At 66.0% G+C, this 22,134-nt stretch carries 21 protein-coding genes; 4 read left to right on the top strand and 17 right to left on the bottom strand.

The annotated features are described in order from the left end of the window. Positions 1-10: 10 nt before the first annotated feature. The 17 genes from B3361_RS16505 to B3361_RS16425 all read right to left on the bottom strand — a co-directional run bounded on the left by B3361_RS16505 (position 11) and on the right by B3361_RS16425 (position 17,616). Positions 11-526, bottom strand: a complete 516-nt coding sequence (locus tag B3361_RS16505; RefSeq protein WP_029885713.1) for a GNAT family N-acetyltransferase — start codon at positions 524-526, stop codon at positions 11-13. A gap of 31 nt (positions 527-557) precedes the next feature. Then, positions 558-1,256 carry an urea ABC transporter ATP-binding subunit UrtE gene (gene urtE, locus B3361_RS16500; protein WP_054904943.1) on the bottom strand — a complete coding sequence of 233 codons (699 nt, stop codon included), beginning with the start codon at positions 1,254-1,256 and terminating at the stop codon, positions 558-560. Positions 1,257-1,402: 146 nt separating this feature from the next. Next, on the bottom strand, positions 1,403-2,260 hold the full coding sequence (urtD, locus tag B3361_RS16495; RefSeq protein ID WP_029885711.1) for an urea ABC transporter ATP-binding protein UrtD: 858 nt from the start codon (positions 2,258-2,260) through the stop codon (positions 1,403-1,405). Beyond that, entirely contained in the window at positions 2,257-3,336 is a 1,080-nt protein-coding gene (urtC, locus tag B3361_RS16490; RefSeq protein WP_054904942.1) for an urea ABC transporter permease subunit UrtC, read from the bottom strand. Before urtC ends, urtD begins: the two co-directional genes overlap by 4 nt. Further along, on the bottom strand, positions 3,336-4,823 hold the full coding sequence (urtB, locus tag B3361_RS16485; protein WP_029885709.1) for an urea ABC transporter permease subunit UrtB: 1,488 nt from the start codon (positions 4,821-4,823) through the stop codon (positions 3,336-3,338). The genes urtC and urtB overlap by 1 nt, the downstream gene beginning before the upstream one ends. A 139-nt stretch (positions 4,824-4,962) precedes the next feature. Continuing rightward, a complete protein-coding gene (gene urtA, locus B3361_RS16480) occupies positions 4,963-6,228 on the bottom strand; it encodes an urea ABC transporter substrate-binding protein (protein ID WP_029885708.1) in 1,266 nt (421 codons plus the stop codon). A 184-nt stretch (positions 6,229-6,412) separates the two neighbouring features. Continuing rightward, positions 6,413-7,819, bottom strand: a complete 1,407-nt coding sequence (gene cycA / locus B3361_RS16475; RefSeq protein WP_009683281.1) for a D-serine/D-alanine/glycine transporter — start codon at positions 7,817-7,819, stop codon at positions 6,413-6,415. A gap of 374 nt (positions 7,820-8,193) precedes the next feature. Then, positions 8,194-9,561, bottom strand: coding sequence for a PepSY-associated TM helix domain-containing protein (locus B3361_RS16470; protein WP_054904941.1), 1,368 nt, complete (start codon positions 9,559-9,561; stop codon positions 8,194-8,196). A 57-nt stretch (positions 9,562-9,618) separates the two neighbouring features. Then, the gene (locus B3361_RS16465; protein WP_154211066.1) at positions 9,619-11,649 is read right to left on the bottom strand and encodes a TonB-dependent copper receptor; all 2,031 of its coding nucleotides are present in this window, start codon (positions 11,647-11,649) and stop codon (positions 9,619-9,621) included. A 66-nt stretch (positions 11,650-11,715) separates the two neighbouring features. Next, a complete protein-coding gene (locus tag B3361_RS16460; protein ID WP_054904939.1) occupies positions 11,716-12,147 on the bottom strand; it encodes a DUF2946 domain-containing protein in 432 nt (143 codons plus the stop codon). Between the two features lie 22 nt (positions 12,148-12,169). Further along, positions 12,170-12,655: a copper chaperone PCu(A)C gene (locus B3361_RS16455; RefSeq protein WP_029885705.1), complete on the bottom strand. Its 486-nt coding sequence runs from the start codon at positions 12,653-12,655 to the stop codon at positions 12,170-12,172. Positions 12,656-12,701: 46 nt separating this feature from the next. Further along, positions 12,702-13,091, bottom strand: coding sequence for a DUF2946 domain-containing protein (locus B3361_RS16450; RefSeq protein WP_054904938.1), 390 nt, complete (start codon positions 13,089-13,091; stop codon positions 12,702-12,704). Positions 13,092-13,184: 93 nt separating this feature from the next. Next, the gene (locus B3361_RS16445; protein ID WP_009683275.1) at positions 13,185-14,039 is read right to left on the bottom strand and encodes an SPFH domain-containing protein; all 855 of its coding nucleotides are present in this window, start codon (positions 14,037-14,039) and stop codon (positions 13,185-13,187) included. Between the two features lie 27 nt (positions 14,040-14,066). Then, positions 14,067-14,504, bottom strand: a complete 438-nt coding sequence (locus B3361_RS16440) for an NfeD family protein (protein ID WP_009683274.1) — start codon at positions 14,502-14,504, stop codon at positions 14,067-14,069. A 94-nt stretch (positions 14,505-14,598) separates the two neighbouring features. Further along, positions 14,599-15,321 carry a cobalt-precorrin-6A reductase gene (locus tag B3361_RS16435; RefSeq protein WP_054904937.1) on the bottom strand — a complete coding sequence of 241 codons (723 nt, stop codon included), beginning with the start codon at positions 15,319-15,321 and terminating at the stop codon, positions 14,599-14,601. After that, a complete protein-coding gene (locus tag B3361_RS16430) occupies positions 15,318-16,412 on the bottom strand; it encodes a cobalt-precorrin-5B (C(1))-methyltransferase (RefSeq protein WP_054904936.1) in 1,095 nt (364 codons plus the stop codon). The genes B3361_RS16435 and B3361_RS16430 overlap by 4 nt, the downstream gene beginning before the upstream one ends. After that, a complete protein-coding gene (locus B3361_RS16425; protein WP_054904935.1) occupies positions 16,405-17,616 on the bottom strand; it encodes a bifunctional cobalt-precorrin-7 (C(5))-methyltransferase/cobalt-precorrin-6B (C(15))-methyltransferase in 1,212 nt (403 codons plus the stop codon). The genes B3361_RS16430 and B3361_RS16425 overlap by 8 nt, the downstream gene beginning before the upstream one ends. A gap of 143 nt (positions 17,617-17,759) precedes the next feature. Here B3361_RS16425 and cobG point away from each other — a divergent pair, with 143 nt between their 5' ends. Genes cobG through cobJ form a run of 4 tightly spaced genes read left to right on the top strand, consistent with a single transcriptional unit; the run spans position 17,760 to position 22,126 of the window. Continuing rightward, positions 17,760-19,091: a precorrin-3B synthase gene (gene cobG, locus B3361_RS16420; RefSeq protein WP_082414638.1), complete on the top strand. Its 1,332-nt coding sequence runs from the start codon at positions 17,760-17,762 to the stop codon at positions 19,089-19,091. After that, positions 19,084-19,710, top strand: a complete 627-nt coding sequence (locus B3361_RS16415) for a precorrin-8X methylmutase (protein WP_054904933.1) — start codon at positions 19,084-19,086, stop codon at positions 19,708-19,710. Before cobG ends, B3361_RS16415 begins: the two co-directional genes overlap by 8 nt. Then, entirely contained in the window at positions 19,707-20,441 is a 735-nt protein-coding gene (locus B3361_RS16410; protein ID WP_054904932.1) for a precorrin-2 C(20)-methyltransferase, read from the top strand. Before B3361_RS16415 ends, B3361_RS16410 begins: the two co-directional genes overlap by 4 nt. Further along, the gene (cobJ, locus tag B3361_RS16405; protein WP_054904931.1) at positions 20,429-22,126 is read left to right on the top strand and encodes a precorrin-3B C(17)-methyltransferase; all 1,698 of its coding nucleotides are present in this window, start codon (positions 20,429-20,431) and stop codon (positions 22,124-22,126) included. The genes B3361_RS16410 and cobJ overlap by 13 nt, the downstream gene beginning before the upstream one ends. The last annotated feature ends 8 nt before the right edge of the window (positions 22,127-22,134 follow it).

Genomic DNA, 22,134 nt, shown 5'->3' with positions numbered 1-22,134 from the left:
CGGCCGCATTTCAGCCTGGTTCAGCTCCCGGGTTCAGTACCCGCTGCATGAAGGTCAAATCCAGCCAGCGGCCGAACTTCACGCCAACCTGGGGCATCTGCCCGGTCACCACGAAACCCAGCCGCTCATGCAGGCGGACCGACGCCGCATTGCCACTTTCGATGGCCGCGACCATCACATGCTTGCCGCAGCCTTGTGCACGCTCGATCAGCGCCGCCATCAACACCGCCCCCAGCCCCTTGCCCCGCTGGTCGCCGCGGATGTACACCGAGTGCTCCACGGTCAGGCGGAAACCCTCGAACGGCCGCCAGTCGCCAAATGAGGCATAGCCCAGCACGCCCGTGTCATCCACAGCCACCAGGATCGGATAGCCCTGCTGCGCACGTGCTTCGAACCAGGCCTGGCGGTTGGCCAGGTCTACCGGGGTTTCGTTCCAGATCGCCGTGGTAGTGCGCACGGCGTCGTTGTAGATATCGAGGATGCCCGGCACGTCGGCGGGCAGGGCATCGCGCAGCTGGTAACTCATGACAGGGTCTCGCAAGTACGGTGCTTGCAGGTTAAATGGTTACCAGGCCGCGCACACCCTCGGCTTGCATGTTTTCGCCGCGCCCGCGCTGCACGATCTCGCCACGGGCCATGACCAGGTACTGGTCGGCCAGCTCTTCGGCAAAATCGTAGAACTGCTCCACCAGCAGGATCGCCATGTCCCCCCGTGCGGCCAGGCGACGGATGACGGCGCCGATTTCCTTGATGACCGACGGCTGGATGCCTTCGGTCGGTTCGTCGAGGATCAGCAGGCGCGGCCGGCTGGCCAGGGCGCGGCCAATGGCCAGCTGTTGCTGCTGCCCGCCAGACAGGTCGCCGCCCCGGCGCTGCTTCATTTGCTCAAGCACCGGGAACAGCTCGTAGATGAAGGCTGGCACTTCGCGGGCCTCCCGCGCGGGGAAACGCGACAGGCCCATCAGCAGGTTCTCCTCGACGGTCAGGCGCGGGAAAATCTCACGGCCCTGGGGCACGTAGGCGATGCCTGCGTGCACGCGTTGCTGGGGTTTGAGCGCGGTAATCGGTTTGCCTTCCCATTCGATGCTGCCATCCCGGGCGGGCACCAGGCCCATCAGGCAGCGCAGCAGGGTAGTCTTGCCGACCCCGTTGCGGCCCAGCAGGCAGGTCACTTCGCCGACTTTGGCTTCGAAGGAGAGGCCGCGCAGAATGTGGCTGCCGCCGTAGTACTGGTGCAAGGTGTCGATCTTGAGCATTGGGGTGTTCCTGAAAGTGTTGCTGTGCCTTGGGCGGCCTCTTCGCGGGTGAACCCGCTCCTACAGGCAGGGCACAAGTTCTGAAATCCGCGCGGTCCCTGTGGGCGCGGGTTCACCCGCGAAGAGGCCGGAACAGGTGTGAATATCTAGCGGCCCAGGTACACCTCGACCACCCGCTCATCCGCCTGCACCTGCTCCAGCGACCCTTCTGCCAGCACACTGCCCTGGTGCAGCACGGTCACGTGGTCGGCGATGCTGCCGACGAACCCCATGTCGTGCTCGACCACCATCAGCGAATGCTTGCCGGCCAAGCCCTTGAACAGCTCGGCGGTGAACTCGGTCTCGGCATCGGTCATGCCCGCCACGGGTTCATCCAGCAACAGCAACTGCGGCTCTTGTACCAGCAGCATGCCGATTTCGAGGAACTGCTTCTGCCCGTGCGACAGCAGGCCCGCCTGGCGCTGGGCCAGCGGCAGCAGGCGCAAGGTGGTCAGTACCTCTTCGATGCGCTGGCGCTGCTCGCCGCTCAGGCGCGCAGCCAGGCTGGCCCATACCGATTTGTCGGTCTTCAGCGCCAGCTCCAGGTTCTCGTACACCGTCAGCGCCTCGAACACCGTGGGTTTCTGGAACTTGCGGCCAATGCCGGCTTGGGCGATCTGGTACTCGCCCAGGCGGGTCAGGTCGAGGGTGTCGCCAAAGTAGGCCGTGCCGCTGTCTGGGCGGGTCTTGCCGGTGATCACGTCCATCAGGGTAGTCTTGCCGGCGCCATTGGGGCCGATGATGCAGCGCAACTCACCCACCCCGATGTACAGGTTGAGCGCGTTCAGCGCCTTGAAACCGTCAAAGCTGACACTGATGTCTTCCAGGCTCAGCACCGTGCCGTGGCGGGTATCCAGGCCCGCCTTGCGGGTGTGGCCCAGGCCAATGGCGTCGCGGCCGGCGCCGAGCGGGTCGAATACCGGTTCAAGCATGAATTCGGGATGCACCGGGGGCACGCCTCTCATGGCTGGCTCCTTTTTTTCAACAGGCCGACCACGCCCTTGGGCAGGTACAGGGTGACGAGAATGAACAGCGCACCGAGGAAAAACAGCCAGAACTCCGGGAAGGCCACGGTGAACCAGCTTTTCATGCCGTTGACCAAGCCGGCGCCGAGCAACGGCCCGATCAGCGTGCCACGGCCACCAAGGGCTACCCACACGGCGGCTTCGATGGAGTTGGTCGGTGACATCTCGCTGGGGTTGATGATGCCCACCTGGGGCACGTACAGCGCCCCGGCCAGGCCGCACAGCACGGCGCTGAGCACCCATACCAGCAGCTTGAAACCGCGCGGGTCGTAGCCGCAGAACATCAGCCGGTTCTCGGCGTCGCGCACTGCGGTCAACAGGCGGCCAAACTTGCTGCGGGTCAGCCGCCAGCACAGGTACAGGCTGGCCAGCAGCAGGCCGACCGTCAGCAGGAACAACACGGCGCGGGTACCTTGCGCGGTGATGTCGAAGCCCAGAATGGTGCGGAAGTTGGTGAAGCCGTTGTTGCCGCCGAAGCCGGTTTCGTTGCGGAAGAACAACAGCATGCCGGCGAAGGTCAGGGCCTGGGTCATGATCGAGAAGTACACACCCTTGATCCGCGAGCGGAAGGCGAACCAACCGAACACCAGCGCCAGCAGCCCGGGGGCCAGCACCACCAGGCACAGGGCCCAGACAAAATGCTGGGTTCCGGCCCAGTACCATGGCAGCTCGGTCCACGACAGAAAAGCCATGAACCCGGGCAGGCCGTCCCCGGCCGCCTGGCGCATCAGGTACATGCCCATGGCATACCCGCCCAGGGCGAAGAACAGGCCGTGGCCCAGTGACAGCAGGCCGGCGTAGCCCCAGACCAGGTCCAGGGCCAGGGCGACGATGGCGTAGCAGAGAATCTTGCCGACCAAGGTCAGGGTATAGGCCGACACTTGCAAGGCGTGGTCCGCCGGGAGCAGCGACAACAGCGGCAGGGCGACCAGCAGCAGGGTGACGACGGCGCCGATGGCCAGCGACAGGCGCGGCCCGGCCTTTTGCGTAGCGGTGACTAGCAGTGGCTGGTTCATCAGTCGATTACCCGTCCCTTGAGGGCGAACAGGCCTTGCGGGCGCTTCTGGATGAACAGAATGATCAACGCAAGGATGAGGATCTTGCCGAGTACGGCGCCGATCTGGGGTTCCAGCAGCTTGTTGGCAATGCCAAGGCCGAACGCCGCCCACAGGCTACCGGCCAGTTGCCCGACCCCGCCGAGCACCACCACCAGGAACGAGTCGATGATGTAGCTCTGGCCCAGGTCCGGGCCGACGTTGCCCACCTGGCTCAGGGCTACGCCGCCCAGCCCGGCAATGCCCGAGCCAAGGCCGAAGGCCAGCATGTCGACGCGCCCGGTAGACACACCGCAGCATGCCGCCATGTTGCGGTTCTGGGTCACCGCCCGCACGTTCAGGCCCAGCCGCGTGCGGTTGAGCAGCAGCCAGGTCAGCAGCACCACCGCCAGGGCGAAGCCGATGATCACCAGGCGGTTGTAGGGCAGCACCAGGTTGGGCAGCAGCTGGATGCCGCCCGACAACCATGCCGGGTTGCTGACTTCGACGTTCTGCGCGCCGAACAGCAGGCGGATGGCCTGGATCAGGATCAGGCTGATCCCCCAGGTGGCCAGCAGGGTTTCCAGTGGGCGGCCGTACAGGTGGCGGATGACCGTGCGCTCCAGCGCCATGCCGACCCCGGCGCTGATAGCGAAGGCCACCGGCAGGGCGATCAGCGGATAGAACTCGATGGCACCCGGGGCATAACGCTGCACCAGCACCTGGACCATATAGGTGCTGTAGGCGCCGAGCATCAGCATCTCGCCATGGGCCATGTTGATCACGCCCAGCAGGCCGAAGGTGATCGCCAGGCCGAGCGCCGCCAGCAGCAGGATCGACCCCAGCGACAGGCCACTGAACGCCTGGCCGAGCAGCTCGCCGAACAGCAGCTTGCGCTGCACCTGGGCCAGGCTGGTTTCGGCAGCGGTGCGCACGCCCGGGTCGCTTTCCGCGTTGGGTTGCAGCAGCGCTTCAAGGCGGGTGCGGGCCAGCGGGTCGCCGGTTTCCCCCAGCAGGCGTACGGCGGCCAGGCGTACGGCGGGGTCGCTGGCGCCCAGTTGCAAATTGGCCAGGGCCAGGCCCAGGGCTGCGTGTACGGCAGCGTCCGGCTCGCTGGCGAAGCGCCGGTCGAGGAACGCCATTTGCGCCGGTTGTGCGCTTTTTTGCAGTTGCTGGGCGGCAGCCAGGCGGGTGTCGCTGTCGTCGCTGAGCAACTGGTGGCTGGCCAGGGCATTGTCGATCAAGCCGCGCAGGCGGTTGTTCAGGCGCAGCTTGCGGGTGTCGTCGGGTGCGATGCGGCCCTGGCGCAGGTTTTCCAACAGCGGCAGGCGTGCAGCATCGGGTTGCGCTGCCCAGTTTCCGAGCAGTTGGGCCTGCTCCGCGGGCTTGGCGGTGAGGAAGAATTCGCCCTCGCTGGCGTGGGTTGCCAAGGGCATTAGCAGCAGAAGTGTGAGCAGGAGTCTGAGCATGCGGGCAATCCTGGAAATCGGTGTTGGATTCTTCGCGCGTAAACCCGCTCCTACAGGGATTTCACCGGTCCAGAGGGCAGTGGGGATCCTGTGGGAGCGGGCAAGCCCGCGAATGGGCTGCAAAGCAGCCCCCCTGCACTCAGTTACCTTTCACGGCGTAATCTGGCCGCTTGTCATTGCCTGGAATGAACGGGCTCCATGGCTGCGCCCGCAGCGGCTGCTCGGTTTCCCAGACCACGCTGAACTGCCCGTCATCCTGGATCTCGCCGATCATCACCGGCTTGTGCAGGTGGTGGTTGGTCTTGTCCATGGTCAGGGTGAAGCCTGACGGTGCCTTGAAGGTCTGGCCGGCCAGGGCCTCGCGGACCTTGTCCACGTCGGTGGACTTGGCTTTCTCGACCGCCTGGGCCCACATGTGGATGCCCACGTAGGTGGCCTCCATCGGGTCGTTGGTTACCGCCTTGTCGGCACCGGGCAGGCCTTTGGCCTTGGCGTAGGCTTTCCAGTCGGCGACGAACTTCTGGTTGACCGGGTTATCCACCGACTCGAAGTAGTTCCACGCCGCCAGGTGGCCCACCAGCGGCTTGGTATCGATACCGCGCAGCTCTTCTTCGCCCACCGAGAACGCCACCACCGGCACGTCGGTGGCTTTCAGGCCCTGGTTGGCCAGTTCTTTGTAGAACGGCACGTTGGAGTCGCCGTTGACCGTGGAGATGACCGCCGTCTTGCCGCCTGCGGAGAACTTCTTGATGTTGGCGACGATGGTCTGGTAGTCGGCGTGGCCGAACGGCGTGTACACCTCTTCGATGTCCTTGTCGGCCACGCCCTTGCTGTGCAGGAAGGCCCGCAGGATCTTGTTGGTGGTGCGAGGGTAGACGTAGTCGGTGCCCAGCAGGAAGAAGCGCTTGGCGCTGCCGCCGTCTTCGCTCATCAGGTATTGCACCGCAGGGATGGCTTGCTGGTTGGGGGCGGCGCCGGTGTAGAACACGTTTGGCGACATCTCTTCACCCTCGTACTGCACGGGGTAGAACAGCAGGCCGTTGAGTTCCTCGAACACGGGCAGCACCGACTTGCGCGACACCGAGGTCCAGCAGCCGAACACCACCGCGACCTTGTCCTGGGTCAGCAGCTGGCGGCTCTTCTCGGCGAACAGCGGCCAGTTGGAGGCCGGGTCGACCACCACCGGTTCGAGCATCTTGCCGTTGACCCCGCCTTTGGCGTTGATTTGCTCGATGGTCATCAGCGCCATGTCCTTGAGCGACGTCTCGGAAATGGCCATGGTCCCCGACAGCGAATGCAGGATGCCGACCTTGATGGTCTCGGCGGCCTGGATACTCCAGCTCAGGCCCATTGCCGCAATCGATGCGCTGAGGGTAAAGGCCTTGATCAGACTGCGACGCTTCATGTGCTCTCTCCGCTGGTTTTTATGTGTTGGGCAAGCGGGAGGAGCTTTGCAAGGGGTGTGCCTAACGGCGAAACGGGCGGGATAGAGCAGTGGTGCGAGGTGTTGGGGCGTTGGCGCGGGCCAGCATGGTGCTTGTGGGGGTTGCGTGCACAGGATTGGGGCTGCAACGCAGCCCCCAAGCTCATTAACCGTTGCGCACTGTGGAACGCGGCTGACGGCGGCTGCGCACGCCCTGGTAAGTGGATGCCAGCAACAGGAACCAGATCGGCGTTACCACCAGCGCCGAGCGGGTGTCGGCCTCCAGGCTCAGCAACACCAGGATGAAGGCAAAGAACACCAGGCACACGTAGCACATGAAGCGCCCGCCCGGCATCTTGTACTTCGACGCCTGGTGCAGCGCCGCCCGTTGCTTGCGGTACTTCAGGTACGACAGCAGGATCAGCGTCCAGACGAACATGAACAGCACCGCCGATACCGTGGTCACCAGGGTGAATGCCTCGACCACGTTCGGCACCAGGTAAATCAGCACCGCCCCCAGCAGCAGGCAGGTGCAGGAAAAGTACAGGCCGTTGGCAGGTACCGAGCGGCTGGACAGTTTCTCGAACGCCCTGGGCGCATCACCTTCCTGCGACAGGCCGTACAGCATGCGGCTGGTGGAGAACACGCCGCTGTTGGCCGACGAGGCGGCCGACGTCAGCACCACGAAATTGATGATGCTCGCCGCGGCCGGCAGGCCGGCCAGCACGAACAGCTCGACGAACGGGCTCTTGCCCGGTACCACGTCGCGCCACGGGGTCACCGCCATGATCGCGATCAGTGCCAGCACATAGAACACGATGATGCGTACCGGGATCGAGTTGATCGCCCGCGGCAGGGTGCGCTCGGGGTTTTTCGCTTCGGCAGCGGTGGTGCCGACCAGCTCGATGCCGACGAAGGCGAACACGGCGATCTGGAAGCCGGCGAAGAAGCCCATCACCCCGTTGGGGAACATGCCGCCGTCATTCCACAGGTTGGCCAGCTGCGCCGTGCGCCCGCTGGGCGAGGTGAAGCCGGTGATGACCATGTACAGGCCGGTGGCGACCAGGCCGAGGATGGCGACGATCTTGACCAGGGCGAACCAGAACTCCAGCTCACCGAACATTTTCACCGTTACCAGGTTCAGCGACAGCAACAGCGCCACGCAAGTCAGCGCGGGTATCCACTGCGGCAGGTCGGGGAACCAGAACTGTGTATAGGCGGCGATGGCGACCACATCGGCGATGCCGGTGACCACCCAGCAGAACCAGTAGGTCCACCCGGTGAAGTAGCCAGCCCAGGGCCCGAGCAGGTCGGCGGAAAAATCGATGAAAGACTTGTAGTTGAGGTTCGACAGCAGCAGCTCGCCCATGGCGCGCATGACGAAGAACAGCATGAAGCCGATGATCATGTAGACGAAGATGATCGATGGGCCGGCCAGGCTGATGGTCTTGCCCGAGCCCATGAACAGGCCGGTGCCGATCGCGCCGCCGATGGCGATGAGCTGGATATGGCGGTTGGTCAGGTTGCGCTGCAGATGCGGTTCATCTGGCGCTGTGGGTGAGGTTTGCGTCATAGGCAGCATTCCCTTGTAAAGGTCAGTCTTCTTGTCAGAGGTAGCCGGCTAGGCTAACACGGGCGTCCCAATTCGGGGCGTGACAGATCGACTCTGCATTTGGGTAGCAGTGTGATGCCTGTGCCGCCCTCTCTACAAAGCCAACGCAGTTCGTTGTAGGAGCAACGGTCTTTCCCAAAATTTGACAAGCCTGCGCGATTCATTGTGGGAGCGGGCAAGCCCGCGAAGCAGGCGACGCGGTGTCTGGCACCGGCTGCGCCCGTGTTCGCGGGCACGCCCGCTCCCACAAGTGGAGCGGTGAATGGCAGCTTCTGCTCCTACTCGTGCTCTAGGCACCTACGGCATTCAGCTTGTCATTCACCGCTCATGCACAATTAGGCGCTGGCCAACACCCGGCGGCGCCTCACCACCAGGCTGTCCACCGCCCACATCACTACCATCGACACCCCCACCAGCGGGAACATCACCCCCAGCACCAGCATCACCGCCACCGCTGCCTTCCAGCGCGGCAGGTCATGGCGCAGCGGCGGTACGCCCAGGCCGCCCTCGGGCCGGCGTTTCCACCACATCACCAGCCCGCTCACCGAGCCCAGCAGGATCATCAGGCACACCAGCAGGATGATGACCTGGTTGACCACGCCAAACATCCTGCCTTCATGCAGCATCACCCCCAGTTCGGTGGCGCGGGCGACCGGGCTGTAGTCCTGCCAGCGCACGTCGGCCAACACCTTGCCGGTGTACTGGTCGACATGCAGGGTGGCGTCATTGCGCGGGTCATCGGCGAACACGGCGACGGTGAACACCCCATCGGCGGTGGTGGGCAGGGTAATGCTGTAGCCCGGCTCGACCTGCCGCGCGGTGGCGATGTCTTCGACCTGCTGCAGGCTTACCTGCGGCGCTGCCGGTTTGGCCGACATCATGTGGTGCCCGGCGTGTTCGGCATGCGCGCCAGACTGCGGCATGGGCGTATTTTCCATGGCCCACGGCACGGTCTGGCGGTGCGCGTCGTTCAGTTCGCCTGCCTGCTGGTCCGACTTGGGCACGTTGGTCCACATGGCCGCCGGGAAGCGGTTCCACAGCTCGGCGTACTGCTTGCCCCACAGGCCGGTCCAGGTCATGCCGCTGAGCAGCATCAACAGCAGCAAGGCCGAACCCCAGAACCCGGTTACCGCATGCAGGTCGCGCCACAGCAGGCGGCCACGTGCCGACAGCCGGGGCCACACTACCCCTGCGCCGGTGCGCCCGCGCGGCCACCACAGGTACAGGCCCGAGACCACCAGCACGATGCCCCAGCCGGCAGCCAGTTCCACCAGACGGTCACCGACGGTGCCGACCATCAGTTCGCCATGCAGGGCACGGGCGATGGCCTGCAGGTTCAGCTTGCCGTCCTGTTCGCCGAGGACCTTGCCGCTGTAAGGGTCAACGAAGACGTTCAATTCCCGCCCGCCGTCATGCACCACGAACTGCGCGCTGCGCTCGGCATTCAACGGTGGCAGGTATTGGCCCACGTGGCCCTTGGGGTAGGCCTGGTGCACCTCGGCCAGCAGCGTATCGGCGGCCTGGCGATGATGGCCGGCTTCGACCACCATCAGATCGCGGTACAGCACTGGGTCGAGTTGCGGCTTGAACAGGTAGATGATCCCGGTGATGGCCAGCAGGATCATGAAGGGGGCCACGAACAGCCCCGCATAAAAGTGCCAACGCCAGGCCAGGTTATAGAAACTGATGCGTGTTCCTCTCATGGGAACCTCCTTTTGACCCGCAGATGGGCGCAACCGAAGCTGCGCCCGTGGTTAGTGTCAGAAGCTGAAATCGACCTTGGTCCAGAAGGTCCTGCCTGGCTCGTTGACCGGCTGTGGGTCGCTTGCCGGGTAGCCGAACCCGGCGTTGCCGGCCAGGTTCAGGTGCTCGGCGTATGCCTTGCCGAACAGGTTGTCGACCCCGGCGCTGAGCTTGAGGTTGGTGTTGACCTTGTAGGCGCCGTTGAGCGAGAACACGCCGAAGCCGGCGCTTTTTTCGTAGTCCTTGCCGACCACGTTGCCCTGGTTCTCGGCGATGCGGTTCTGCGCCGCCACCAGCCGCCACAGCGCACCGACGCTCCACACATCACGGCTGTAGGTCAGGCCCAGGCGGCTTTCCAGCGGGGGCATCTGTGGCAGCGCCTTGCCGTCACTGCTGTTCTTGCCCCACGCGTACGCCAGGCTGGCATCGGCCTTCCAGTGCTCGGTCAGCTGGTAGGCCGCGCCCAGTTCGCCACCCATGATACGCGCATCGACATTCTGGGCCTGCGAGGTGCTCATGCCCATCATGCCGGGGCGGTAGTCGAACAGGATGTAGTCACGGATCTGCCCAACATAACCCGAGGCCCAGGCTTCCAGGCGTTCGCTACGGTACTGGATGCCGAAGTCCAGCTGGGTGGTCTTCTCGGGCTTGATGCCGTCGAAAGCGTTGGCCGCACCGGGTGGTGCCAGCTTGGGCGAAAACAGCTCCCAGTAGTCGGGGAAGCGCTGGGCATGGCCCAGGCCAATGTAGGTGGTGGCTGGCAGGCCTGCCAGGTCATGTTCGTAGCGCACGAAGCCGCTGGGCAGGGTGGCCGCGCGGGTGTCGCCCTGGGTGGCGCTGCCTTGGCGGAAGTCGCGGGCCGAGGCGCGGTCCAGGCGGGCACCGCTGACCAGGCGGTCCTCACCCGTGGCGTACCAGGTCAGTTCGCTGAAGGCACCGTAGTTGTGGAAGTCGGCGTCCTTGGTCCAGGCCTGGCCCTTGTGCGCGTCCACGCCCATCCCGCCACGCTGGCGGTGCTCGTTGGTTTGCGCGTCGAGGCCGCTGATCAGTTGCACGTCGGCCCAGCGCCAGGTGGCCTTGATGCGTGCGCCCAGGGTTCGGCGGTCTACGTTGCTGACCATGGGCATGCCCATCATGCCGCTGCCCGAGGGCGTGCGCAGGCTGTAGTTGTCCATCACGTGGTCGGCGTAGTTGTAGTAGACCTGCGCTTCAAGCGTGTCCAGCACCTCGCCGAGGTTGGACTTTTCAAAGCGCAGGCCCAGGCTTTCGCGCTTGAACTGCGAGCCGTCCATGCCACGCCCGGCGTAGCGGGCTTCGCCATCGCCCTTGCCGGCAGTCAGCTCCAGCAGGGTGTCCTGGTCGGGCGTCCAGCCCAGGGCGACATCGCCGTTCCACTTGTCCCAGCGTGACGACACGGTGTCGTTGTTACCGTCGTGATAGTCGTCCGAGCGCGACTGGTTGCCGACGAACCGTGCATAGGCCTGGCTGTTCCCGGCAGCGGCATCCAGCACTTTGTCGAAACGGCCGTTGGAGCCGGCCAGCAGGCTGGCATTGACCCGGCTGCCGAGGCTGCCGAACTGCTCGGGTTCGCGTTCGAACAGTATCGTGCCCGCCGAACCGCCTGGCCCCCAGATCACGCTCTGCGGGCCCTTGATAACGGTCAGCCGGTCATAGGTTTCGGGGGAAATGTAGGAGGTCGGCGCGTCCATGCGGTTGGGGCAGGCGCCGAGCATCAGCCCGCCATTGGTGAGGATGTTCAGGCGCGAGCCGAACATGCCGCGCAGGACCGGGTCGCCGTTGGTACCGCCGGCGCGGATCGCCGAGAAACCGGGAATGGTTTTCAGGTAGTCGGCGCCATCGCTGGCCGGCACCGGCTGGCGTGGGTCTTTCGGGTTGGTGACCACGGTCAACGGCGAACTCGGTGCCACGGCGGTGACGACCGTCGGGCTCAGCTCGGCGGCCAGGGCTACCGGCGCAAGCAGCGAGCCGCACAGTGCGGCGATGGTCCCACGCAGGGACAAGGCAAAAACAGGGGTGCAGCCAGACATAATGATTCCAGTCGATCAGTCATGAGGTAGCACGAAGCCCGCTGGCTTCGTGCACAAAATGTCGGTTCAGGTGCTGATCGAGGAAGGCGGTGCACGGCTGCGCGCACCGGGGAATACAGCCTGCCGGGCATGGCCCTGGTGCGTGGGTGCAATCAGGTGGCTGGTGGGGACGACGCTGCCGGCGCTGAGTGGGCTGAGGGCCTGCGGCAGGGCCGGGCAGTTGAACAACAGGCTGCAGTAGCCGCACTTTTCCCACATCACATGCAGCTGGCCGTCGCTGCCGTGGCCGTGATGGCTGTCGCCAGCGTGCTGATGGGCAGCCGGCATGGGCATGTCCATCGGCATGGCCATGCCGGCGTGGTGGTTCATCGGCATCGCCTGGGAAATCAGCGGGCCGATGAAGATCATCCACATGGCGAACAGGCTCAGCCATCCGCCACCGGCGCGCCTGCGGTCAGGGCGGGTGGTACGGCGCATGCGGGGGGAGGGCAGGCTCATGGCCAGCGCCTGTCAGCTGCGGTCAGTGTGCGTGTTCGTGCGCTTGCGGCTGGTTCGCTGGCGCTTGCTTCTGCACGGCCACTTCGACGGTGACATCGCCGGCCTTCTCGAAGTGCAAGGTCAACGGGAAGCGCTTGCCGTCGACCAGCAGGCTGCGATCCTTGGGCTGCATCAGCATCACGTGGTAGGCACTGGGGGCGAAGGTCAGGTCCTTGCCGGCGGGCACCACCACGCTGGGTACCTGTTGCATTTTCATGGCGCCGTTGGCGCTCATGGCATGTTCGTGCAGTTGCGCATCATCGCTGATCGGGCTGTTGACGCTGAGCAGGCGGTCGTCGGCCTGGCCGTTGTTGTGCACCACGAAATACGCCGCCACGTTGGGCGCATTGGGTGGCAACTGCAGCGACCAGGGGTGGGCAATGTGCAGGTCACCCACGCTGTATTCGTGGGCATTGGCGAAAGCGCCAGGCAGCATCAGGGCGGCCAGGACGAGGGCGTGCTTGAGCATGGTGAATCTCCGTTCTGTTTCAGGTTCAGGCAGACAACGACGGAACTCAGGCCAGCGGAGAGGCACGGGGGTTTAACGCAGGCCAGAGCTGGCGCGGCGTGGGTTGGTAGTCAGCCGGTGGCGGCAACAGCCCGGCGAACAGTGTCGGCGGGTTGTGCAATTGCGGCGGGTATGCGGGCAGGGCCAACAGCGGCGCGGCGCCAGAGCAGCACCAGCAGTTCATCAAGGCGGCGCTGTCGTCGCTTTGCGGGCCCAGGTCGATCTTGGCCAGTGCCTGGACATCGACCTTGGCCTTGTTGGCCATGCTGGAACAGAAGGCCCCCCACAGCAGCTGCTCGGCCGGGCCCTTGGGCGCGGCAGAGGACAGCGGCATGGCCAGCAGGTTGAACAGCACTGCAAGGCAGGCTATCCAGGCGATGTGCCGACGTGGGGGCATGGAGAGATCCGGTCAGGAATCGTGGTGGGTATTGTAAGGCGGAGTATAGGTAAATACGCGGGGTGCGGTGAAGTGACGCAGCGCGTGGTGCTATCAAGCCTTGCCACGCCCCATCAGCCCACGCACGGTTTCCTGCAGGTCCGCCGGCAACACCACCACCTTGGCATTGTTGCTTCCGGCCAGGTTTTCCATCGCCCCGACATAGCGCTCACCCAGCAGGTACATGGCCGGCACGGTTTCGTTGCCCACGGCTTCCTTGACCAACGAAATAGCCCGGGCCGAAGCCTCGGCCAGGCTGATTTGCGCCTCGGCGTCCAGCCTGGCGGCTTGCAGGCGCGCTTCGGCTTCCAGGATGGCCGCCTGCTTGGCGCCTTCGGCACGGGTCACATCGGCCTTGCGCTCCCGTTCGGCGGCAGCCTGGCGCTCCATGGCCAGTTGCATGTTTTCCGAGGGCTTGATGTCCTGGATTTCCACCGAGCGCACGGTCACGCCCCAGTCTTCGGTCTGCTCGGACATCGCCTCGCGCAGGCGAGCCTTGATCTGCTCGCGGCTGGACAGCGCTTCGTCCAGGTCCATCGCACCGACGATCGCGCGCAGCGAGGTCATGGTCAGGCTGGTGACGGCGAAGGAGAAGTTCTGTACGCCATACGAGGCTTTCTGCGGGTCCACCACCTTGGCGAAGCACAGGGCATTGGCGACGATCACCGCGTTGTCCTTGGTGATGATTTCCTGCTCCTGCACATCGAGGATGATGTCTTTGGTGGGCAGGCGGTAGGCGACCACGTCCATGTACGGGATGACGATGTTAAGGCCGGGCTTGAGGGTGCTGTGGTAGCGGCCCAGGCGCTCGACGATCCATTCCTCGCCCTGGGGCACGATGCGAACCCCCTTGAACACGGTGATCAGAACGAACAGCGCGATGGCGCCAACGACGATGAGGCTGGTCATGATGCAAAATTCCTTTTTTGTGCGGTTTCAGGCCCGGATGACGCGGGCAGTATTGCCCTCGATGGCGGTCAGGCGCACCCGCTCGCCGGCGGCGATTTCGCTGTCGGCGATGCAGGTCCATTCTTCATTGCCGAGGATCGGCTTCTGGAAGCGCACGCGGCCCTTGTGGAACTCCGACACCGCGGCGGTCAGCAGGCCCACTTCGCCGATCACGCTGTCGGCGGTCCAGCGCACATCCGGCTGCTTGCGCCGGAACAGCTTGAACCACAGCGCGGTGGTGGCCGATGACAGCACTACCCACAGCAGTACCTGCATGTCCAGGGCCAGGGTGGGCGCGGCCAGGGCAACCAGCGCGACCAGCACGGCACCGATGCCGAACCAGAGGATGAAGAATGTCGGCAGGACCAGTTCCAGCAGGATCAGCCCGATGCCGAACAGCAGCCAGATCCACCATTGCATTTCCATATGGGTTGCGCCTTCCAGGGGGAGGTGCTGAGTGTAAGGCAGCGGGGCGCTACTGGGCCACTTGCAGGGCGTACGGAAAAATCTGAAAAAGCTGTCAGTGCAGGCCCAGCGCGGCCAGCAGCGCCAACGGCGTGTCGAATGCACGATCCACCGCTGGCAACGCCGGGCGTTTCAGGACCAGCACCGGCACCCCCAGCTCACGCGCCACTTCCAGTTTGGGTTCGGTCGCCACGCTGCCGCTGTTCTTGCTGATCAACACGTCGATGCTGCGCCGCTGGAACAATGCCCGTTCATCCTCGAGAACAAACGGCCCGCGCGCACCGATCACCTCGCAGCGCTCATTGCCGGGGCAGGCCTCCAATGCCCGCAAGGTCCAGAACTGCTGTGGCGGAATTGCGTCCAGGTGCTGTAGCGGCTCACGCCCCAGCGTGAACAGCGGCCGGCGAAACGGCTGCAGTGCTGCGATCAAGTGCGCCCAGTCTGCCACTTCGCGCCAGTCATCCCCCTTTTGCGCCTGCCAGGCCGGGCGGCGCAGGGCCCAACAGGGGATGCCGGCGCTGCGTGCGGCCTGGGCGGCATTGCCGCTGATCTGTGCTGCATAGGGGTGGGTGGCGTCGATCAGCAGGGTAATGCCCGACTCGCGCAAGTAGCGCGCCAGGCCTTCGGCGCCACCGAAGCCACCGACCCGCACCTGGCATTGCAGGTCCTGCGGCACACGGCCGATACCGGCCAGGCTGTAGACATGCTGCGGGCCGAGGCGGCGGGCGATGGCCAGGGCCTCGGTGATGCCACCCAGCAGCAGGATACGAGCGGTCATGCCACGCCAGCCTTGCCGACAATGCCGCCCTGGCGGTCGATGGCGAACACTTCCACCTGCACTGCCGCCGGCACCACGCTGCGGGCAAAGGCCAGGGCATGGGCGCACACCGCATCACCCAGCGCGATACCGGCCGCATGCGCCAGTGCGAGAGCCTGCTGGCTGGTATTGGCGCCGATGATCGCGGCTTGCAGGGCTGTGTCAGCACCGATCGCGGCTGCCCAGCCGGCCAGCTGCGGCAGGTCGATGCTGGAATGGCGGCTGTGCAGGTCCATGTGCCCGGCAGCCAGCTTGCTGATCTTGCCAAAGCCGCCGCACAAGGTCAGGCGCGGCACCGGCACCTTGCGCAGGTGCTTGAGTACCGCGCCGACGAAGTCGCCCATTTCGATCAGGGCGATTTCCGGCAGGCCGTAGACACGGCGCATGGTGTCTTCACTGGCGTTGCCGGTGCAGGCGGCGATGTGGGTGTAGCCGTTGGTGTGAGCCACGTCGATGCCCTGGTGGATCGACGCTATATAGGCGGCGCAGGAGAATGGCCGCACGATACCGCTGGTGCCGAGGATCGACAGGCCGCCGAGGATGCCCAGGCGCGGATTCATGGTCTTCAGCGCCAACTGTTCACCACCCTGCACGTTGACCGTAACCTCGAAGCCGCCAGGGTGGCCACACTCATCGGCCAGGCGCTGCAGGTGCTCGCTGATCATGCGCCGGGGCACCGGGTTGATGGCAGGTTCACCGACAGCCAGCACCAGCCCCGGGCGGGTCACGGTGCCGACGCCGCTGCCAGCGACAAAACGCACCCCCGGTTCGCCCAGCAGGCGCACCCGGGTGTACAGCAGCGCACCATGAGTCACGTCGGGATCATCGCCGGCATCCTTGACGGTCCCGGCTTCGGCGTATTCGCCCACCAGGCGACAGAATTCCAGGCGCATCTGCACCATCTTGCCTTTGGGCAGGGTGATAGCCACGGCGTCGTCACGCTGCCCGGTGAGCAACAGCTTCGCTGCCGCCAGGCTGGTGGCGGTGGCGCAACTGCCGGTGGTCAGGCCGCTGCGCAGTGGGGCGGGCTGTTCGCGGGTTTCTTCACGCATCGACGGGTTTCTGCACTTCCAGCAGGGTGATCGGCAGCGCCTGGCGCCAGGTGTCGAACGCGCCCAGTGGCTGGGCATGGGCGACATGCACGCGGGTCAGTTCGCCGCCGTGCTGTTGGCGAAAATGCGCCAAGGCCAGTTCGCTTTGCAGGGTCACCGCATTGGCCACCAGGCGCCCGCCAGGGCGCAGGCTGGCCCAGCACAGGTCGAGCACCCCTTCGCGGGTGACGCCGCCGCCGATGAAAATGGCATCGGGCGGCTCCAGCCCATGCAACGCTGCCGGCGCCTTGCCGCGAACCAGCTGCAGGCCGGGAACACCCAGCGCATCGCGGTTATGTTCGATGAAGCCCTGGCGGCCTTCGTCGGCCTCGATGGCCAGGGCGCGGCAGGCCGGGTGGGCGCGCATCCATTCGATACCGATCGAGCCGCAGCCAGCACCCACGTCCCACAGCAGTTCGCCTGGCTGCGGTGCCAGGCGCGCCAGGGTCATGGCGCGGACATCGCGCTTGGTCAGCTGGCCGTCGTGGCGAAAGGCGCTGTCGGGCAGCCCGGCCAGGCGATGGTGACGGGGGGCGTGGGGCGTGGCCTGGCAATCGATGGCCACCAGGTTGAGCGCAGCGATATCGGTGTGCGGCCAGTCCTGGGCAGTGCCGACCAGCGTGCGTTCGGCTTCGCCACCGAGGTGCTCGAACACCTGCAGGCGGCTGGGCCCGAAGCCACGTTCGCAGAGCAGTGCAGCGATGGCCGCCGGGCTGTCGCCATCGTTGCTCAGCACCAGCAGGCGCAGGCCGCTGTACAGGTGGGCGTTGAGGGCAGCCAGCGGCCGCGCCACCAGTGACACCACGTGCAGGTCCTGCAGTGGCCAGCCCAGGCGGGCCGCTGCCAGGGCGCAGGAGGAGGGCATCGACAGCACGCGCATTTCGGCCGCGGGCACCAGGCGCGCCAGGCTGGCCCCGACGCCGTAGAACATGGGGTCGCCGCTGGCCAGCACGCACACCGGCTCGCCACGCAGGGCCAGTACCGGGTTCAGCGAGAATGGGCTGGGCCAGGGCAGTTGTTCAGCGCGCGTGCAGTGCGGCAGCAGGGCCAGCTGGCGGGGGCTGCCGACAATCTTCGTGGCACCCAGCAGGGCGCGCCGGGCTTGTTTGCCCAAGCCAGGGAAGCCGTCTTCGCCGATGCCTACTACTGTCAGCCAGGGTGTCATTCATACCTCTTAAAGATTCTGGGGCGCACAGCGCAACAGAATTTCTGCTCAAACCCGAATGATGCTCGACCACCGGCTTTTCATGCCGCCGGCCAAAGCAGGCATAATACCGCGCCTTCTACACTCAAGCGCACTTTCACAGATTGCCGGATACTCCATTGACCCAGGCCGATGCCCCCGCTGTTACCCCACGTCCCTCGGCTTGCCCGGGGTTGTGGCGCATCTTCAGTGCCCGCGATGGCGGTATCTGCCGGATCAAACTACCGGGCGGCCTGCTGCTGGCCGACCAGGCTGATGCGGTAGCCGCCGCTGCCGAGCGTTTCGCCGGCGGCGTGATCGAGGCCACCAACCGTGGCAACCTGCAGATCCGCGGCATTGGCAATGCACACCACGCCCTGGTCGAAACCTTGCTCGCGGCAGGCCTGGGCCCGCGCGATGCGGCCGGCGACGATGTACGCAACCTGATGCTCAGCCCGCTGGCCGGGCATGATCCGGCCATGCTGCTGGATGCACGGCCCCTGGCCGGGCAGATTCTCGACCTGCTCGAAAGCACCCCGCGCTTCCACCAGTTGTCGGCCAAGTTCGCCGTGCAGCTCGATGCCGGCGAAGCCCTGGCCATGCTCGAACACCCTCACGACCTGTGGTTGTCGGCCTTGCGCCTGGGCCAGCAAACCTGGCTGGCGTTCGGCCTGGCGGGTTGCCCGGCAGATGGCCAAGTGCTGGGTGCGGTGCCGCTGGCCGATGGCCTGGCCTTGGTGCGTGCCGTGCTCGACCGTTTCCTCGACCTGGCCAGCCCCGCGCATTCGCGCATGCGCCAGCTGCTGGAAGCTTGCCCGGCCGGCGAGTTTGTCGAAGGCCTGCCTCTGGATATCCGCCGCGACGCTGCCGTGCTCGGCTGGCGCCGGCACCAGCCTGCTCCCGTGTGGTTGGGCAAGCTGCCCCAGGCCCGCGGCCTGGCCCTTGGCGTTGCCCCGGCGCAGGGCCGCCTGACCCCGGCCATGCTGCGCGGCGTCGCCCAGGTCTGCCGTGAGCTGGGCGACGGCAGCCTGCGCCTGAGCCCATGGCAAAGCCTGGTGCTGACCAACCTGCCGGCGCAGCACATCGAGCAGGCCCAGGCCGGGTTGTCTGCCCTGGGCCTGCTTTGCCACGTGGATGAGCCGCTGGCACGTATCAGCGCCTGCACCGGCAGCAGCGGCTGCGCCAAGGCCCTGGGCGAGACCAAGGGCGATGCCGTGGCCCTGGCCGCGCTGCTCGGCCCTGGCGCCCCGGGCAGCGTGCACTTGTCTGGCTGCCCCCGTTCCTGCGCCGTGGCCCACGTTGCCCCGGCCACCCTGTTGGCCCGTTCACCGGGCCGTTATGACCTGTACCTGCGTGACGCGTGCCAGCCAGGCTTTGGCGCCCTGCGCGGCACCGACCTTACCTTGAATGAAGCAGGCGCCATGCTCGACCTGCCGACGGAGCACCTTGATGATTGACTACATCCGCGATGGTCAGGAGATCTATCGCAATTCCTTCCGGATCATCCGCGAGGAAGCCCGGCTCGAGCGGATCCCCGCAGACCTCGAAAAGCTCGCCGTGCGGGTGATCCACGCCTGTGGCATGGTCGAAGCCATCGATGGCCTGCAGTTCTCTGCAGGCGCTGGCCATGCCGGGCGCGAAGCGCTGCGCAACGGCGCACCGATCCTGTGCGATGCGCACATGGTCGCCGAGGGCATCACCCGGGCCCGCCTGCCAGCCGACAACCAGGTCATCTGCACCCTGCGTGACCCCAGCGTGCCTGGCCTGGCCAAAGAGGCCGGCAACACCCGCTCGGCCGTGGCCCTGGAGTTGTGGCGCCCGCACCTGGAGGGCAGCGTGGTGGTCATCGGCAACGCCCCCACCGCCCTGTTCTACCTGCTGGAAATGCTCGACGCCGGTGCGCCCAAGCCGGCGCTGGTCCTCGGCTTCCCGGTCGGCTTCGTCGGTGCTGCCGAGTCCAAGGCGATGCTCGCTGCCGACAGCCGCGGCGTGCCGTTCGTGATCATGCAAGGCCGCCTGGGCGGCAGCGCAATGGCCGCTGCCGCGGTCAACGCCCTGGCCACGGAGGTGGAATGATGGCGCCGCGTGGACGACTGCTGGGCCTGGGCGTAGGCCCCGGCGACCCCGAGCTGATCACCGTCAAGGCCCTGCGCCTGCTGCGCGAGGCCCCGGTGGTCGGCTACTTCGTGGCCAAGGGCAAGCGTGGCAATGCCTTCGGCATCATCGAGGCACACCTGCAGCCTGCCCAGACCCTGCTGCCGCTGGTCTACCCGGTGACCACCGAGGCCCTGCCGGCACCTTTGTCCTATGAACAGGTCATCAGCGACTTCTACGACGAAGCCAGCGTGCAAGTGGCCGCGCACCTGGATGCCGGTCGGGACGTGGCGGTGATCTGCGAAGGCGACCCGTTTTTCTACGGCTCGTACATGTACCTGCACGACCGCCTGGCACAGCGTTATGAGGCCGAGGTGATTCCTGGCGTGTGCTCCATGCTGGGGGGCGCTTCGGTGCTGGGCGCGCCCTTGGTGTACCGCAACCAGAGTTTGTCCGTGCTGTCGGGGGTGCTGCCGGCCGATGAGCTGAAGCGCCGGCTGGCCGACGCCGATGCGGCGGTGATCATGAAGCTTGGCCGCAACTTCCCCAAGGTCCGCGACGTTCTGGCCGAGCTTGGCCTGGACGGGCGCGCGCTGTACGTGGAACGGGCGACCATGGCCAATCAGAAAATCGTGCCGCTGGACCAGGTCGACCCGCTGTCGTCGCCGTACTTTTCGCTGATCATCGTGCCGGGGGAAAAATGGCAGGGCTGACCTTGAACCCGGCACCGGCCATCGTCATTCTCGGGCCGGGCAGCCTGTTGACGGCACAGCGCATCCAGCAGTGTTATCCACAGGCTTTGATCCATGGCCTGCAGGGCCGGGTGGAGGGCGCCGACTGCTACTACAGTGCCTTTGGCGACACCCTGCGGGCGCTGTACCAGCAAGCCACCCCGATCATTGCGCTGTGCGCAGCCGGTATCGTCATTCGCAGCCTGGCGCCCCTGCTCAGCGAGAAGGGCAGCGAACCGCCGGTGCTGGCCGTGGCTGAAGATGGCAGTGCGGTGGTGCCATTGCTCGGTGGCCTGGGCGGGGTGAACGTGATGGCACGGGAAATCGGCGCGGCGCTGGGTGTTGCCGCCGCCATCACGACCAGCGGCGAACTGCGTTTCGGCACCTGCCTGCTGAACCCGCCGCAAGGCTATGCCCTGGCCGATGTCGAGCAAGGCAAGCGCTTTGTTTCCGACCTGCTGGCTGGCGAGTCGGTGCGGGTCGAGGGGCATGCGCCCTGGCTGCAGCAGGCGCAATTGCCCGCCAGCGAGGTGGCCCGGCGCACCATTCATGTCGGGCACCTGGCGCGCCCGGTCAGCCGCGACGAGTTGCTGATCCACCCGCGCTCGGTGGTCGTGGGGGTTGCAGGCGGCGCGCTGCACACTATCCGTACTGCCTTGCAGCAGGCCGGCATCGCCGAGCCAGCTGTGGCCTGTGTGTTGGCGGGCGAGCACGCCATGGCCGACACCACCCTGCACGAAGCGGCGCAGGCTTTGGGGGTTGCCCTGCGCTTCGCGGCCCAGCCAGGCGATGTTGCCAGCATGCTGGCGGCGGCATTGCCCGGTGCCCAACTGATCGGGCAGGGCGACGTGGTCATCGCGGTGGCACCCGCCCCGGTCGAGGTGGAGCGGCTGGGCCGCCGCCGCGGCCGTTTGGCCGTTATCGGCCTGGGGCCGGGCGCTGCCGAGCTGATGGTGCCAGCGGTCAAGGCGGAATTGGCCCGGGCGCAGGACGTGCTTGGCTATGAAACCTATGTGCGCATGGCCGGGCCGTTCCGTAGCGACCAGGTGCTGCACTGCACCGACAACCGCGAAGAGATGCAACGCGCCAGGCATGCTTTCGACCTGGCGGCCCAAGGCCGTTCGGTGGTGGTGGTGTCGTCGGGCGACCCGGGGGTGTTCGCCATGGCGGCGGCAGTGCTCGAAGCGCTGCACGCGTCGACCGACCCGGCGTGGCACCGGGTCGACCTGGAGATCCTGCCGGGGGTATCCGCCTCGCTGGCGACCGCTGCCCAGGCAGGTGCACCGCTGGGCCATGACTTCTGCGTGATGTCGCTGTCGGACAACCTCAAACCCTGGTCCATCATCGAGAAGCGCCTGGACCTGGCCGCCCAGGCTGACCTGGTGTTGGCATTCTACAACCCGATTTCCCGCTCGAGGCCGCATCAGCTCGGCGTGGCGCTCGAGGTGGTTCGGCGGCACCGTGCTGGCAACACGCCTGTAGTCCTGGGGCGTGATATCGGTAGGCCAGGGCAGACGCTCAAGGTAGTCACATTGGCCGAGCTGCTGCCAGAAATGGTCGACATGCGCACCATGGTGCTGGTGGGCTCCTCCACAACCTGCGTGTTTCCTCGCCTCACGGGTGGGGTGTGGGCCTACACGCCACGTTGGTACCCTTCGGCCAGCTAGCTGCCGCG

The organism is Pseudomonas sp. UBA6699, assembly GCF_002454615.1.
Taxonomy (GTDB): Bacteria; Pseudomonadota; Gammaproteobacteria; order Pseudomonadales; family Pseudomonadaceae; genus Aquipseudomonas; species Aquipseudomonas juntendi.
Note: the sequence above shows the minus strand (reverse complement) of the source record. Positions and strands in the feature narration are given on the sequence as shown.

Coding starts and splice junctions, on each gene's coding strand:
- B3361_RS16505 (WP_029885713.1), bottom strand. CDS start 526: ATGAGTTACCAGCTGCGCGATGCCCTGCCCGCCGACGTGCCGGGCATC.
- urtE (WP_054904943.1), bottom strand. CDS start 1,256: ATGCTCAAGATCGACACCTTGCACCAGTACTACGGCGGCAGCCACATT.
- urtD (WP_029885711.1), bottom strand. CDS start 2,260: ATGAGAGGCGTGCCCCCGGTGCATCCCGAATTCATGCTTGAACCGGTA.
- urtC (WP_054904942.1), bottom strand. CDS start 3,336: ATGAACCAGCCACTGCTAGTCACCGCTACGCAAAAGGCCGGGCCGCGC.
- urtB (WP_029885709.1), bottom strand. CDS start 4,823: ATGCTCAGACTCCTGCTCACACTTCTGCTGCTAATGCCCTTGGCAACC.
- urtA (WP_029885708.1), bottom strand. CDS start 6,228: ATGAAGCGTCGCAGTCTGATCAAGGCCTTTACCCTCAGCGCATCGATT.
- cycA (WP_009683281.1), bottom strand. CDS start 7,819: ATGACGCAAACCTCACCCACAGCGCCAGATGAACCGCATCTGCAGCGC.
- B3361_RS16470 (WP_054904941.1), bottom strand. CDS start 9,561: ATGAGAGGAACACGCATCAGTTTCTATAACCTGGCCTGGCGTTGGCAC.
- B3361_RS16465 (WP_154211066.1), bottom strand. CDS start 11,649: ATGTCTGGCTGCACCCCTGTTTTTGCCTTGTCCCTGCGTGGGACCATC.
- B3361_RS16460 (WP_054904939.1), bottom strand. CDS start 12,147: ATGAGCCTGCCCTCCCCCCGCATGCGCCGTACCACCCGCCCTGACCGC.
- B3361_RS16455 (WP_029885705.1), bottom strand. CDS start 12,655: ATGCTCAAGCACGCCCTCGTCCTGGCCGCCCTGATGCTGCCTGGCGCT.
- B3361_RS16450 (WP_054904938.1), bottom strand. CDS start 13,091: ATGCCCCCACGTCGGCACATCGCCTGGATAGCCTGCCTTGCAGTGCTG.
- B3361_RS16445 (WP_009683275.1), bottom strand. CDS start 14,039: ATGACCAGCCTCATCGTCGTTGGCGCCATCGCGCTGTTCGTTCTGATC.
- B3361_RS16440 (WP_009683274.1), bottom strand. CDS start 14,504: ATGGAAATGCAATGGTGGATCTGGCTGCTGTTCGGCATCGGGCTGATC.
- B3361_RS16435 (WP_054904937.1), bottom strand. CDS start 15,321: ATGACCGCTCGTATCCTGCTGCTGGGTGGCATCACCGAGGCCCTGGCC.
- B3361_RS16430 (WP_054904936.1), bottom strand. CDS start 16,412: ATGCGTGAAGAAACCCGCGAACAGCCCGCCCCACTGCGCAGCGGCCTG.
- B3361_RS16425 (WP_054904935.1), bottom strand. CDS start 17,616: ATGACACCCTGGCTGACAGTAGTAGGCATCGGCGAAGACGGCTTCCCT.
- B3361_RS16415 (WP_054904933.1), top strand. CDS start 19,084: ATGATTGACTACATCCGCGATGGTCAGGAGATCTATCGCAATTCCTTC.
- B3361_RS16410 (WP_054904932.1), top strand. CDS start 19,707: ATGATGGCGCCGCGTGGACGACTGCTGGGCCTGGGCGTAGGCCCCGGC.
- cobJ (WP_054904931.1), top strand. CDS start 20,429: ATGGCAGGGCTGACCTTGAACCCGGCACCGGCCATCGTCATTCTCGGG.